The sequence below is a fragment of the Falsihalocynthiibacter sp. CO-5D18 genome, assembly GCF_041205445.1.
Lineage (GTDB): Bacteria > Pseudomonadota > Alphaproteobacteria > Rhodobacterales > Rhodobacteraceae > Falsihalocynthiibacter > Falsihalocynthiibacter arcticus.
In genome coordinates, this window is the sequence record NZ_JBGFCF010000002.1 from 359735 (window position 1) to 372345 (window position 12611).

At 54.5% G+C, this 12611-nt stretch carries 13 protein-coding genes; 5 read left to right on the forward strand and 8 right to left on the reverse strand.

What is annotated here, in order from left to right:
* The 4 genes from thrC to AB9F27_RS04310 are packed head-to-tail and all read left to right on the forward strand — an operon-like array spanning position 1 to position 4659.
* Positions 1–1386 carry a threonine synthase gene (thrC, locus tag AB9F27_RS04295; RefSeq protein WP_335585004.1) on the forward strand — a complete coding sequence of 462 codons (1386 nt, stop codon included), beginning with the start codon at positions 1–3 and terminating at the stop codon, positions 1384–1386.
* Positions 1383–2645, forward strand: coding sequence for a pitrilysin family protein (locus AB9F27_RS04300; protein WP_039001466.1), 1263 nt, complete (start codon positions 1383–1385; stop codon positions 2643–2645). Before thrC ends, AB9F27_RS04300 begins: the two co-directional genes overlap by 4 nt.
* The gene (locus tag AB9F27_RS04305) at positions 2645–3229 is read left to right on the forward strand and encodes a GNAT family N-acetyltransferase (RefSeq protein ID WP_039001465.1); all 585 of its coding nucleotides are present in this window, start codon (positions 2645–2647) and stop codon (positions 3227–3229) included. Before AB9F27_RS04300 ends, AB9F27_RS04305 begins: the two co-directional genes overlap by 1 nt.
* A gap of 8 nt (positions 3230–3237) precedes the next feature.
* Positions 3238–4659, forward strand: coding sequence for an FAD-binding oxidoreductase (locus AB9F27_RS04310; RefSeq protein WP_335585003.1), 1422 nt, complete (start codon positions 3238–3240; stop codon positions 4657–4659).
* A 130-nt stretch (positions 4660–4789) separates the two neighbouring features.
* Here AB9F27_RS04310 and AB9F27_RS04315 read toward each other — a convergent pair whose 3' ends face one another.
* The 3 genes from AB9F27_RS04315 to AB9F27_RS04325 are packed head-to-tail and all read right to left on the reverse strand — an operon-like array spanning position 4790 to position 6863.
* Positions 4790–5326: an adenine phosphoribosyltransferase gene (locus AB9F27_RS04315; RefSeq protein ID WP_335585002.1), complete on the reverse strand. Its 537-nt coding sequence runs from the start codon at positions 5324–5326 to the stop codon at positions 4790–4792.
* A 39-nt stretch (positions 5327–5365) separates the two neighbouring features.
* Positions 5366–6244 (reverse strand): S-methyl-5'-thioadenosine phosphorylase, encoded by an 879-nt coding sequence (locus AB9F27_RS04320; protein WP_335585001.1) that lies wholly within the window; start codon positions 6242–6244, stop codon positions 5366–5368.
* A gap of 10 nt (positions 6245–6254) precedes the next feature.
* The gene (locus tag AB9F27_RS04325; protein ID WP_335585000.1) at positions 6255–6863 is read right to left on the reverse strand and encodes a flavin reductase family protein; all 609 of its coding nucleotides are present in this window, start codon (positions 6861–6863) and stop codon (positions 6255–6257) included.
* A 101-nt stretch (positions 6864–6964) separates the two neighbouring features.
* Between AB9F27_RS04325 and AB9F27_RS04330 the strand changes: the two genes are divergently transcribed.
* Positions 6965–7450, forward strand: coding sequence for an N-acetyltransferase (locus AB9F27_RS04330; RefSeq protein WP_335584999.1), 486 nt, complete (start codon positions 6965–6967; stop codon positions 7448–7450).
* Here AB9F27_RS04330 and AB9F27_RS04335 read toward each other — a convergent pair.
* From AB9F27_RS04335 to AB9F27_RS04355, 5 genes are all read right to left on the reverse strand, one after another.
* Complete coding sequence (locus tag AB9F27_RS04335; RefSeq protein ID WP_335584998.1) at positions 7447–7638, reverse strand: hypothetical protein; 192 nt, start codon at positions 7636–7638, stop codon at positions 7447–7449. The genes AB9F27_RS04330 and AB9F27_RS04335 overlap by 4 nt on opposite strands.
* 61 nt (positions 7639–7699) lie before the next feature.
* On the reverse strand, positions 7700–9952 hold the full coding sequence (gene ptsP, locus AB9F27_RS04340; RefSeq protein WP_335584997.1) for a phosphoenolpyruvate--protein phosphotransferase: 2253 nt from the start codon (positions 9950–9952) through the stop codon (positions 7700–7702).
* A 12-nt stretch (positions 9953–9964) separates the two neighbouring features.
* Positions 9965–11203: an aspartate kinase gene (locus tag AB9F27_RS04345; RefSeq protein ID WP_335584996.1), complete on the reverse strand. Its 1239-nt coding sequence runs from the start codon at positions 11201–11203 to the stop codon at positions 9965–9967.
* A gap of 121 nt (positions 11204–11324) precedes the next feature.
* A complete protein-coding gene (locus AB9F27_RS04350; protein WP_335584995.1) occupies positions 11325–11804 on the reverse strand; it encodes a DUF1178 family protein in 480 nt (159 codons plus the stop codon).
* Positions 11805–11896: 92 nt separating this feature from the next.
* Positions 11897–12361, reverse strand: coding sequence for an NUDIX hydrolase (locus AB9F27_RS04355; protein WP_039003207.1), 465 nt, complete (start codon positions 12359–12361; stop codon positions 11897–11899).
* Positions 12362–12611: the final 250 nt, after the last annotated feature.

A 12611-nucleotide genomic window follows, 5' to 3' on the forward strand; every position in this document is an offset into this window, starting at 1 on the left:
ATGCACTATATTTCGACACGGGGCCAAGCGCCCGAACTGAGTTTTGAAGATGCGATGATGACTGGCCTTGCGCGGGACGGGGGCCTTTTTGTGCCTGCGGAAATCCCTGTCATGTCCCCTGAAGACATCGCAGCCCTTGCGGGAAAATCCTACGAAGAAATCGCCTTCGCGGTGATGCGCCCCTTCATTGGGGACGCCTTCACGGACGACGAATTCAAAGCGATCATTGCACGGGCTTACGCAGGTTTTCGCCACACCGCGCGCGCGCCGCTGGTGCAGTTGGATCAAAACCACTTTCTACTCGAATTGTTCCACGGCCCGACGCTCGCCTTCAAAGACTTCGCGATGCAACTCATCGGGCAATTGTTTCAAGCGTCCTTGAGCCGTTCAGGCAAGCGTGTAACTATCGTTGGGGCCACATCGGGCGACACAGGGTCCGCAGCAATCGAAGCCTTTAAAGGCCTTAGCAATGTCGACGTTTTTATCCTGTTTCCCCACGGTCGCGTGTCGGAGATTCAACGTCGCCAAATGACCACCCCCACCGAGAGCAACGTTCACGCCCTCGCGATGGACGGGGATTTTGATGATTGCCAAGCCCGCCTCAAGGATATGTTTAACGACTTTGACTTCCGCGAAGGTGTCAAACTTGCGGGGGTGAATTCGATAAATTGGGCACGAGTTCTGGCTCAGGTCGTCTATTATTTTTCATCAGCTGTGGCGCTCGGCGCGCCATATCGCGAAGTCTCCTTTACGGTTCCGACCGGCAATTTCGGTGATATTTTTGCAGGCTACATTGCCAAGAAAATGGGCCTGCCTATTCGCGAACTCGTGATTGCCACAAACCATAACGACATTCTGCACCGCACCTTGGTAACTGGCGCCTATACCAAGGCCAAAACGATCCCAAGCCGCAGCCCCAGCATGGACATTCAAGTCTCCAGCAATTTCGAGCGCGCGTTGTTTGATATGTATGGTCGCGATGGCAAAGCCGTGGCGCAACTGATGGAAGAGCTGAAATCGGGTAGTTTCAAAATTTCCCAAGGCCCCCTCGAGAGCCTGCGCGAAACCTTCACCTCTGGTCGTGCTTCCGAGGAAGAATGTGCCGCAACGATCAAGGAAATGGCCGCCACAACGGGCCACGTCCTTTGCCCGCACACTGCGGTCGCGGTTAAGGTCGCAAAAGAGCATCTGGGATCGGTTCCCATGATCACGCTCTCAACGGCACATCCCGCTAAATTCCCCGCAGCCGTCGAGGCGGCCTGCGGTATTCATCCTACGTTGCCCGCTCATATGGCAGATCTCGGCAACAAACCCGAACGCGTGACCCGCGTTCCAAATGATTTGGCCGCGCTTATGGCGTTGGTTCACGAAAGGCGCGCTCTTTGACCAGCCAACTTACAACTCTCGATAACGGGTTTCGCATTGTTTCTGAAAACATGCCCGGACTTAAAAGCGCGAGCATCGGCATTTGGGTGATGGCAGGCGGTCGTCACGAGCGGCTTGAGCAAAACGGCATCGCGCATTTTCTTGAGCATATGGCATTCAAAGGCACGACAACGCGCAGTAGCCTCGAAATAGCCGAAGCGATCGAGGATGTCGGCGGCTATATCAATGCCTATACCAGCCGCGAAATGACAGCCTATTACGTGCGTGTTTTGGGGCAGGACGTGCCCCTTGGCCTTGATGTTATTTCCGATATTCTGCTCAATCCCACGTTTTCCCCCGAAGAAATCGAGATTGAGCGTGGCGTGATTTTGCAAGAAATCGGCCAAGCGCTTGATACACCGGACGACGTGATTTTCGATTGGCTCCAGAACGTTTCCTATCCGGACCAGCCGATTGGCCGAACGATTCTTGGCCCCGAAGAGCGCGTGAAGAATTTCACCCGTGACGATCTGGTTGGATTTGTGAAGGAACGTTACGGCCCCGCACAAATGATCCTATCTGCAGCAGGGGAGGTCGATCACGCGGCCCTCGTTGAAGCCGCGACCGCGCTTTTTGGCCACCTGCCAAATCGAGACAGCGCTCAGGAAGTCACGGCAACCTTTAAGGGCGGCGAGACCCGTGTTGAAAAGGATCTTGAGCAAGCGCATTTCGCGCTTAATTTCGATGGACCCAGCTATACAGACGACGCTATTTACACCAGCCAAGTCCTTGCCTCAACTCTTGGAGGCGGTATGTCGAGCCGCTTGTTCCAAGAGGTTCGAGAAAAACGGGGCCTTTGCTATACGATCTTCGCCCAAGCGGGCGCATTTTCGGACGGCGGCTCAACCACGATTTATGCGGGCACGTCTGGCGAAAAATTGCCCGAATTGGCCGAAATCACCGTGAGCGAAATCCGCCGCGCCGCCGAGGACATGTCGGAACGCGAAATCGATCGTGCCCGTACACAAATGAAGGCCGGAATGCTCATGGGCCTCGAAAGCCCGTCAAGCCGCGCAGAACGCCTTGCGCGGATGATTTCAATTTGGGGCCGTGTCCCAAGCTTGTCTGAAACCGTTACTAAAATTGATGCGGTTTCACGGCAAGGTGTCGCCGATATGGCCCGTGAAATGGCCGAAAATGCGCGTATCTCACTGGCCACCTATGGGCCAAACGCGAAATCGGTTTCAATCGAGGGTATCCGTGGGCGTTTGGTTGGCTGATGCTTTTTAAGCGTAGAAAAGTTCTGGTGGATTCGGAGCGCATGACGCTTCGGCTGCCACAACATTCGGATTACCGAAACTGGGCCGCATTGCGTCACAACAGCCAATCTCACCTGTCGCAATGGGAACCCGCGTGGGCGGCGGATCATTTGACGCGTAAAGCCTTTACCAATCGTGTTTATTGGGCACAACGCGCTGTCACGACAGGGACCGCGTTGCCATTGTTTCTAACCTTGCGCCAATCGGGAGAGATTTTGGGGGCGGTCACTTTGGATAATATTCGCCGTGGCCCCGCGCAATCGGGCACACTTGGGTATTGGGTTGGCGAAGAATACGCGCGCCAAGGCTACATGCGCGAGGCCATCGAGGCCCTGAGCCACTATGCGTTTTCCACACTCGATTTGTCGCGCATTGAGGCGGCCTGCCTTCCTGAAAATGTCGCGTCGCGGGGCGTCTTAGAGAAGTCAGGTTTCAAGTATGAAGGGGTCGCGCAAAGTTACCTTCAGATCGCGGGACGCTGGCGCAACCATGTTCTATATGCCAATCTACGGGGCGATCGTCGGGGGAGAACCGGCGTACGTTAGGAGGACCTATGCTCAATCCGCTCACCAACGATTTCGTCGAGAAGCTGTCTGCGATGTTGCCCGATAAGGCCCTGCGCCTTGCCACACCTGCCGACGTGGAGGAGCCGCGTGGTCGCTATATAGGTTTGGGCACACATGTCGCCACGCCAAGCACGGTTGAGGAGGTTTCCAAGATCATCACCGCCTGCAATGCGGCGCGGATTGGCGTTATTCCTTTCGGTGGCGGGACGGGTTTGGTTGGCGGGCAAGTTGCCCCCCAAGGGCCCCTACCTCTCATTCTCTCGCTTGAACGTATGACCCAAATTCGTGCAACTTACCCACAAGAAAACGTCCTCATCGCTGAAGCGGGCGCAATTCTGGCCAATGTGCAATCTGCGGCACAAGCTGTGGATCGCCTGTTTCCGCTATCCCTTGCGTCCGAAGGATCGTGCCGTATTGGCGGTAATTTGGCGACAAATGCGGGCGGTTTGAATGTGTTGCGATACGGAAATACGCGCGACTTGTGTTTGGGGCTCGAAGTGGTGCTCCCCTCGGGGCAAATTTGGAACGGGCTCACGCGCTTGCGCAAAGACAACACGGGGTTTGATTTGCGCAATTTGATGATCGGTTCCGAGGGCGCATTGGGCGTGATTACCGCCGCTGCGTTGAAACTTTACCCGCGTCCCGCCGAAAATGGCACGGGAGTTTTTGTTGTAGAGGATCCAACGGCGGCCCTCGCGCTGCTTAATCTCGCACAAACCATTGCACCCAGCGAAGTTTCTGCCTTTGAACTCATTCACAAAACGGGCCTCGAGTTCCTTTCAGAGAAGCTACCGGATGTTCGGCAACCCTTTGAGAACAAACCAGAGTGGATGGTTCTGATTGACCTAGGAACTGCAAGAGGGCGTGATCCGGACGCTTTGCTCGAGCGCTTGTTTGAGGAAGGGCATGCGGCGGGATTGATTTCGGACGGAGCTATCGCACAAAACGAAGCCCAGCGGCGCCAGTTTTGGGAGGTCCGAGAGCGGATTCCCCAAGCCAATAAGGCGATAGGCTCCATTGTCTCGCATGATGTTTCTCTGCCGCTTGGAAGTATCGCGGCCTTTGTCATCGAAGGGCTCGCGCGTCTTGCAAAGCTTGGCGATATACGGGTGAATTGTTTTGGACATCTCGGTGATGGGAACCTGCATTTCAATGCCTTCCCCGCACGCGGGCGCGACCGCCACGAATACGATGCTATACGTGATGATATTCAGCGCTGTGTGCATGATTTGGTGAGCGAAATGGGCGGCTCCATCAGTGCCGAACACGGAATTGGACGCCTGAAGGCCAAGGACTTGGCACATTATGGTGATCCGGGAAAAATCGCGGCGATGCGGGCGATCAAAACGGCCCTTGATCCGAACGGAATCATGAATCCCGGAGCCGTCATCGGCAATTTGCACGCATAGTTGAAAAATCAACGCCCCGCCGCGAACGACGAGGCGTCAATCGGAACATGTAAGCAAATGCCAGCTGCTCCCAACTGGCAAGCATGGGTCTAAGACTAAAGTTTTAATAAACTATTACTTCGAGAGACGATTACAGTCCGCCAAATTCACAAATCGATGTGACATCCATACCCATTTTTTCGAGCTTTTCACGTCCGCCAAGATCAGGAAGGTCGATCACAAACGCACAGCTCACGATTTCACCGCCCAATCGTTCAATCAACTTAATTCCGGCTTCGGCGGTACCACCTGTCGCAAGCAGATCATCAACCAGAAGGATTTTTTCCCCCGGTTTGATGGCGTCATCATGGATTTCCACAATCGCCTCGCCGTATTCCAGCGAGTATTCTTCACTGATCGTGGTGCCAGGAAGTTTGCCCTTTTTGCGCACGGGCACAAAGCCGACCGAAAGCTGGTGCGCAATCGCGCCACCAAGGATAAATCCGCGAGCCTCAAGCCCAACCACCTTGTCGATCCGCATGCCCGCATAGGGATGCAGCATTTGGTCTACCGCCATGCGAAACCCGCGTGGGTCGGCAAAAAGGGTTGTGACATCGCGAAAAAGGATGCCCTCGTGCGGGAAATCAACAATCGTACGAATGTAGTCTTGAACGGTCTTTTTTTGCATCGTTTTGTCCATTCTGCTTTCGAAAAAAGGGGGGCGAGACTATCGGTTGAGGACACGGCCTGCGACGGCGTCGAGCTTGGCCACAAGGGCTGGGTCCCTTGCGTCGGGGGCCGTGAGAATGGCGTATTCCAGTGCCTTGTCACAGCCATGTTCACAATCGTCGCGCTGTGCTCCTAAGAGGGTGGGCAGGCGTGCGACCAAGCCGCGCGCTTTGGTTGCATTGCCCATCAATGTTTGGATGATTTGGGTGACGTCGACCTCGCCATGATCGGGATGCCAGCTGTCGTAATCGGTGATCATCGCGACGGACGCATAGCAGAGTTCGGCCTCGCGGGCGAGTTTTGCTTCGGGCATATTTGTCATGCCGATCACGTCTGCGCCCCAGCTTTCGCGGTACATTTTACTTTCTGCGAGCGTCGAGAATTGCGGCCCCTCCATCGCCAAATACGTGCCGCCGTCATGGACGGTGATCCCTTGATCTTTTGCCGCCGTGAGGCAGGCCGCTGAGAGGCGCGGGCAGGTGGGGTGGGCGACGGAAACATGCGCGACGCAACCGGTGCCAAAGAACGATTTTTCACGCGCGAAGGTGCGGTCAATGAATTGATCCACAATCACGAAATCACCCGGTGCCATCTCTTCGCGGAAACTGCCACAGGCCGAAACCGAGATCACATCCGTAACGCCAATGCGTTTCAATGCGTCAATATTTGCCCGATACGGTACGGTTGTCGGGCTAAGGCGGTGCCCACGTCCATGGCGCGGTAAAAAGGCCATTTTGACGCCATCCAAAACGCCCGTCAAAACGGCATCACTCGACTCGCCCCAAGGCGTTTCAACACGCGTCCATTCCGCGTTCTCAAGCCCGTCAATTTCATACAGGCCAGAGCCGCCAATCACACCAATCATCGTGTCGCGCATATCAAAATTCCTATTCTTCGCCGGGACGTTTGAGGCTGAAAACCGTTTCCACTCGCGCGTAGTCTTTATACCCCAGTCGCGCGAGTGGGCTGAATGTGGAAACATCAAAAACACCGTCCACAAGGCAATTATCGCGCAAGTGCACGCCCACTACCTCGCCGAAAACCGCGAAGTTGGCTTCACCAGGCAATTGAACGATCTTGGTCAGCTTGCATTCCAAGTTCGCCGGGGCAAGGGCGACACGTGAGGCCGAAATAACTGAACATTCCGCTTTTTCAAGCTCCGCGAGGGAAAATTCGTCGACGTCTTTTGCATAGCTTCCCGAGGTCACATTCATCGCGTCGCGCATGGCATATTCAACGATGTTCACACAGAAAACACCCGTCTCGCGAATGTTGGCAACGCTGTCTTTTGTGCCGTCGCGGTCATCCTTTGCGCTCGTTGATGCAAACATAACCTGTGGTGGTTCATAGGCGACCGCGTTGAAAAACGAGTAAGGCGCGAGGTTGTCGTTTCCGTTTCTGTCCCGCGTGGAAATCCATCCAATGGGGCGGGGCGTGACAAGGGCATTAAATGGGTTATGCGGGAAACCATGCCCATTTTTAGGTTCATAAAACATTGGCGGCCTTTCTTGTGTTTGAACAAGAGGTAACGCTGTGCTAGTGGCGTTGCCAGAGAAAAAGAGCAGGTTCGCGTCAGAACCCATTTTCGGAGCGCCGCGTGTACAGGATCGAACAAGAAAAACCAGCGGACCTGTGGGAAGTTGAGGCGCTTTACGATCTGTGCTTTGCGCCGGGGCGCGAGGCGCTGTCGTCCTACCGATTGCGTGAAGGCGTTTCGCAAGTTGCAGAGTTTTCCCTTGTGGCGCGGGACACCGATAACACCCTTGCCGCAGCGATCCGGTACTGGCCCGTTTTAGTCGGCCCGAAGGCGGCCTTACTCCTAGGCCCGATTGCGGTTCATCCGACTCGGCAGGGCGAAGGCTTGGGCGACTTACTGATGCGCACCAGCCTTGATTTGGCACGCGTCGCGGGATGGGAGCGGGTGCTCCTTGTCGGGGATCTGCCGTATTATCAGCGCTTTGGCTTTGACACCTTGCCAGACGTTGTCATGCCAGCACCAAGCAACCCTGCGCGTGTGCTGGGCTATTCGCTGACGTCGGGCGCGTGGGATAGGTGTGTGGGGGAGGTTTGCAAATACGTCTAGTCGTTTTGCAAACCGAAAAATCTGCGCAATCGCGGCAAAGTGTACATTAAGAGCGCGACGCAAAGTACCGTCACCGCGCCTGTTCCCGAATAAACGATAAATGCACCCAAGAGAGTGCTGCCGTTCAACAGGGCTGCAATGGCCGCGAGACCCGCGACAATAGATGCAAAAATAAGAGGCCCAATCACAGGCGATCTCCAAACAAAAAATACTCGTAAAAAATGGCGCCAGACATATTGGTTTTCCAGCTTAAAGGTTGGAGATCCACTCTACTACGGCAGGTCGAACAGATTGCGCACCAGAGGCGCGTGCCGCATCGATAACCGATTTTGCTTCCGCTAGGTCAACGCGCCGCAACAGGTTTTTCACCGGACCAATGGAAGCAGGGCGCATCGAAAGGGCGCGAAATCCCATAGCCGCAAAGCAGAGGGCCTCGACCGGGCGACCGGCATCTTCACCGCAAAAGGATATAGGAGTTCCCGAGGCAACACAGCGTTCGACGATCCCCTCCAAGAAGCTCAAAAAGCTTACGTTCAACGTGTCGTAGCGTTTGCGAACCCGTTCGTTTTCGCGGTCGGCAGCAAAGAAAAACTGTTTGAGATCATTCCCGCCCACGGAAATAAAATCGCACATTTTAAAGAATTGCTCCGGCGCAAACGCCAATGAAGGGGTTTCCAGCATCGCGCCAATTTCGACGCGCTCTGGAAGAATATGACCCAAACGGGCTTCGTTTTCGAGTACCTTCTCAAAAATCTCCCGCGCCTGAATATACTCATCGAATTGCGCAACAAACGGGAACATCACCGTCAAGGGACGCCCTTCGCAGGCTCGGATAAAGGCCTGCAGTTGCATGCGCATGACACCAGGTTTGTCGAGCCCAAGGCGGATTGCTCGCCAACCCATCGCGGGGTTTGGTTCATCCTGTGGCTTCATATAGGGCAGTACTTTGTCAGACCCAATATCAAGCGTTCGGAAGTTCACCCGCTGCCCGTCAGCCGCGTTCAAGACGCGTTTATACAGCTCAACAAGTTCACCACGACGCGGCATTTTATTGCGGACGAGGAACTGCAACTCGGTACGAAAAAGCCCGACACCCTGCGCGCCCGAACTCTTGAGAGATGGTAAATCTGCCATCAGCCCCGCGTTCATCGATAGACGAATTTCAGTGCCATCGAGCGTTATTGCCGGCTTGTCGCGGATGGACGAATAGCGCTCCGCCGCGGTGGTTTGCATCGCGATTTTGTCGTGAAACGCTGCTTTGACGGAATCGTCTGGACGCAAATGAACGATGCCCTGCTCGCCATCCACAAGGATATAATCGCCATTGAGGGCTTCGGTCGTGATGCGGCTGGCGTTGATAATCAAAGGGATCGCAAGGGCGCGGGCAATAATGGTCGCGTGGCTGCCCACAGACCCTTCCTCTAGAACAATACCTCGAAGCGATCTGCCGTATTCCAGCAGTTCACCGGGGCCGATATTTCGTGCGACCAGCACAGCATTTTGTGGCATCTCCGCGCCGGTATCTTTGCCTTGCCCCGTTAGAATTCTAAGCAGCCGATTAGAGAGGTCGTCTAAATCGTGCAAGCGCTCGCGCAAGTAGGCATCGGGCACTTGGCTCATCCGCGTACGGGCGGTGGACTGTTCTTTTTCAACCGCAGCTTCGGCGGACAGTCCACGCGAGATGTCTTCCTTGATGCGCCGCATCCACCCTTTGGAATTGGCGAACATCCGATAGGTCTCAAGGACCTGCAACTGTTCTTTGTCCCCTTGTACCGCACCGAGCAGCAATTCGTCCACGGAGACGCGCAAGGTATCTACGGCCGCATCCAGACGTATTTCTTCGGCCTGCGGGTCGTCGGCAATTGGGTTTGTGACCACGACGCGCGGCTCGTGCAAGTAGACATTGCCAACTGCGGTGCCTTCTTGGCCGACGCCGCCGCGGATCATAACTGGGTGTTGATGACGCGCCGAGAGGGCTGCGCCGTCGCCCACGAAGGCCCCAAGTTCGGCCATTTCAGCGAGAACCATAGCAACAACTTCTAACGCGTAAACTTCGTCCTCGGAATAGCTCCGAGCGTCTTTGGATTGGACGACCAAAACCCCGAGAGTTTCCCCCAAACGCTGCACTGGAATCCCAAGGAAGCTGGAGTAAATTTCCTCCCCCGTTTCTGGCATAAAGCGAAACCCACGCTCGCTGGGGGCGTTGGCGGAGTTGACGATGCTGCCGCTTTTGGCCACGCGCCCCACGAGGCCTTCGCCGAGGCGTAGCCGCGTTTGGTGGACCGCTTCCGCTTTCAAGCCCTCGGATGCGCAAAGTTCCAAAGTGTCTTGATCTCGAAACAAATAGATCGAACATACTTCAGTTGCGATCGAATCCGCGATTAAACTCGTGATCCGGTCGAGGCGTTTTTGACCTTCGGAATCCTCTGCCAATGCCTCGCGAAGCCGCCCAAGCAGCTTTCGGCTCTCACTTTGGGTAGACTTTCCTGATAAATTGGGCATTTGGCCCCTTAATTATGGTGATTTGTGCAGTTCAAAAACATCATGCAGGGCTTGGACCGCAAGTTCCATATATTTTCGGTCAATCAGCACAGATATTTTGATCTCGGAGGTTGTGATGACCTTAATATTGATCCCCTCAGAGTTGAGTGCGCCAAACATTTTGGCGGCGACACCCGCGTGTGAGCGCATACCTATGCCAACGACACTGACTTTCGCGACATCCGTGTCCGCGACCAAATCATGATAATTGATGTGGCCCGCAGCCTTGGCTGTCGCCATCGCGTTTTCGGCCCGCAGGACGTCTTCGGTAGGACAGGAGAAGGTCATATCCGTACGGCCTTCCTCGGATATGTTCTGAACAATCATATCGACGTTGACGCCCGCTTCGGACAGTGGCCCAAAGATCGCGGCGGCAATACCCGGACGGTCAGCAACCGAAATCAAGGTCATTTTAGCTTCGTCGCGGCTATAGGCGACGCCAGATACTACATTGCTTTCCATGATTTCCTCCTCGTCGCACACTAGGGTGCCGGATGTGTCTGTTTGTTCGTCAAAGCTCGAAAGGACGCGCAATTTCACTTTATAGCGCATGGCCAGTTCGACAGAGCGGGTCTGAAGGACCTTGGCGCCCAGCGAAGCCAATTCGAGCATTTCTTCAAAGGCGATTTTGTCAAGTTTGCGCGCCTTGGAACTGATGCGGGGATCGGTGGTATAGACACCATCCACATCGGTATAAATATCGCAGCGCTCCGCGCCAAAGGCCGCAGCAAACGCCACAGCCGTTGTGTCCGAACCTCCGCGTCCAAGCGTCGTCGTCCGCCCCTCAGGGCTCACGCCTTGAAAGCCAGCAACAACTGCAACGCGCATTCCTTCGGCGAATTTGCCGTTGATGTTCTCGGTGAGAATGTCTTCGATGCGGGCGGCGCTATGCGCAGACGTCGTTTTGACCGGAACTTGCCAGCCTTGCCAACTGCGCGCCGGAACATCCATTTCCTGAAGCGTGAGGGCCATAAGCCCCGCCGTGACCTGCTCGCCCGAACTGACAACGGCATCATATTCACGCGCGTCAAACATAGGGGAGGTCTCGCGAACCCACCCGACAAGCTCATTCGTTTTGCCGGACATCGCCGAAACAATGACGATGACGTCATAGCCATTCGCGACTTCGACGCCAACACGCTTTGCGGCGCGGCGGATGCGATCGAGGGTGGCAACGGACGTGCCGCCAAATTTCATGACCAGAAGAGGCATGGATGCTCCTTTAGGGTTAAACCGCTGGTGTCTTAGGAGGAAGTTTGGTTCAGCGCAAGCGGGGAAGGGTCAGAAGGGGCGTTCCGTGTCGATTATTATGCCAAATGAGCGCCGTTTGCCCCTAATTTGTCTTACGCGCGGGAATAAAGGGGAGGGGAGCCACGCTTATGCCGTCTTCGATTAACGACAGGGCTTCTGCCATATTTGCCTCGCCATAGATTGTGCGCTCTGGGGTGTCACCCTCATGCATCGCGCGCGCTTCTTTGGCGAAATTCTTGCCAACGTAGTCTGAGGTGGCCTCGACATGGGCCTTAAGTGCGGCAATTTTGGCCTCAAGTTCTTTTGACGGTGTTTGGATAAACTCAGATTGATCTGGAGGGGGCGAAAGGGTCTCAGAGGCTGGATGTGGAGTGTCACCCTCCTTTGAGGCCTTGCGCGTTGTTTGAACCTGAGGGGACATCAAAGTTTTAACGACATCCGTTGAGCCGCAGGCTGGGCACGACACCATCCCCGCCGATTTGACCTTGTCAAATGCTGAACCAGATTGAAACCAGCTCTCAAAACAGTGGTCGTGGTCGCATTTCAGGGCAAAGCGGATCATTTCGGGCCTTTCAAGCTATGTGCAAACTAGTTTTGCCGTAACAAGGTTAACATGACCTTGTGAATTTCTCCAACCAACACCTGAATCCGCATTTAGAAATTTTCTGGCGTGAAACCGCGCAGAATTTTTCCAAGTTCGGGGTCAGAAACCATACTTGCTGCCTTCTTACGGCTCACCCATTTACGTTTGCGCTGGCTTTTTTCGGGAAACTTTTTCGCGGTACGCTTCACCTGTAAGGCAAAAAGGGAAACCATAACCGGAAGGATTTCGCCCTTAGTTGCCTTTTTAGTATGCGAATACAAGCCGATACAAGCGTCACCCATAACGCCGATCGCGCCCGCTTCTTCCCACGCCTCAATGGCGGCCGATTGAGCAGGTGTTTTTCCGTTGATTGGCCAGCCTTTGGGAACAATCCACAGGCGAGAGCGTCGGCTCGTGATCAAGAGTATCTGGATTTTTCCATTCGCAACGCGATAGCAGATAGCGCCAAATTGCGTGCGCAGATCATATTTACTCTTTAGAGAAAGGGCCGATCCCTTTTGTATGTTCTTAACCATGTGAGCCTTTTCATGCCCTTAAGTACACCAACAAGCGCCAATTCGGGCGCGCCTAATTTGTCTATGCTTGTTTCAGAGGTTGCAAGGGAAACCTAGAGTTTTCCTTTTAAAACCGTAAAGTATATGCCCCATGGCGCTAGGTGTTTGGATTTGTTGTGAAAAGTAAGAGTTTGAAGAAGAATGACTTCAATTTGAATGAAATTATTTTCAAGCTGGGCAAAAAAAACGACCAGTTTTAAATTTCTTGTAA

Bases quoted from the DNA above. Each gene is read 5' to 3' on its own strand.
- ptsP (WP_335584997.1), bottom strand. From the start codon at position 9,952: ATGCCCAATTTATCAGGAAAGTCTACCCAAAGTGAGAGCCGAAAGCTG.
- AB9F27_RS04305 (WP_039001465.1), top strand. From the start codon at position 2,645: ATGCTTTTTAAGCGTAGAAAAGTTCTGGTGGATTCGGAGCGCATGACG.
- AB9F27_RS04320 (WP_335585001.1), bottom strand. From the start codon at position 6,244: ATGCGCGACACGATGATTGGTGTGATTGGCGGCTCTGGCCTGTATGAA.
- AB9F27_RS04310 (WP_335585003.1), top strand. From the start codon at position 3,238: ATGCTCAATCCGCTCACCAACGATTTCGTCGAGAAGCTGTCTGCGATG.
- AB9F27_RS04355 (WP_039003207.1), bottom strand. From the start codon at position 12,361: ATGGTTAAGAACATACAAAAGGGATCGGCCCTTTCTCTAAAGAGTAAA.
- AB9F27_RS04325 (WP_335585000.1), bottom strand. From the start codon at position 6,863: ATGTTTTATGAACCTAAAAATGGGCATGGTTTCCCGCATAACCCATTT.
- AB9F27_RS04315 (WP_335585002.1), bottom strand. From the start codon at position 5,326: ATGCAAAAAAAGACCGTTCAAGACTACATTCGTACGATTGTTGATTTC.
- AB9F27_RS04345 (WP_335584996.1), bottom strand. From the start codon at position 11,203: ATGCCTCTTCTGGTCATGAAATTTGGCGGCACGTCCGTTGCCACCCTC.
- AB9F27_RS04350 (WP_335584995.1), bottom strand. From the start codon at position 11,804: ATGATCCGCTTTGCCCTGAAATGCGACCACGACCACTGTTTTGAGAGC.
- thrC (WP_335585004.1), top strand. From the start codon at position 1: ATGCACTATATTTCGACACGGGGCCAAGCGCCCGAACTGAGTTTTGAA.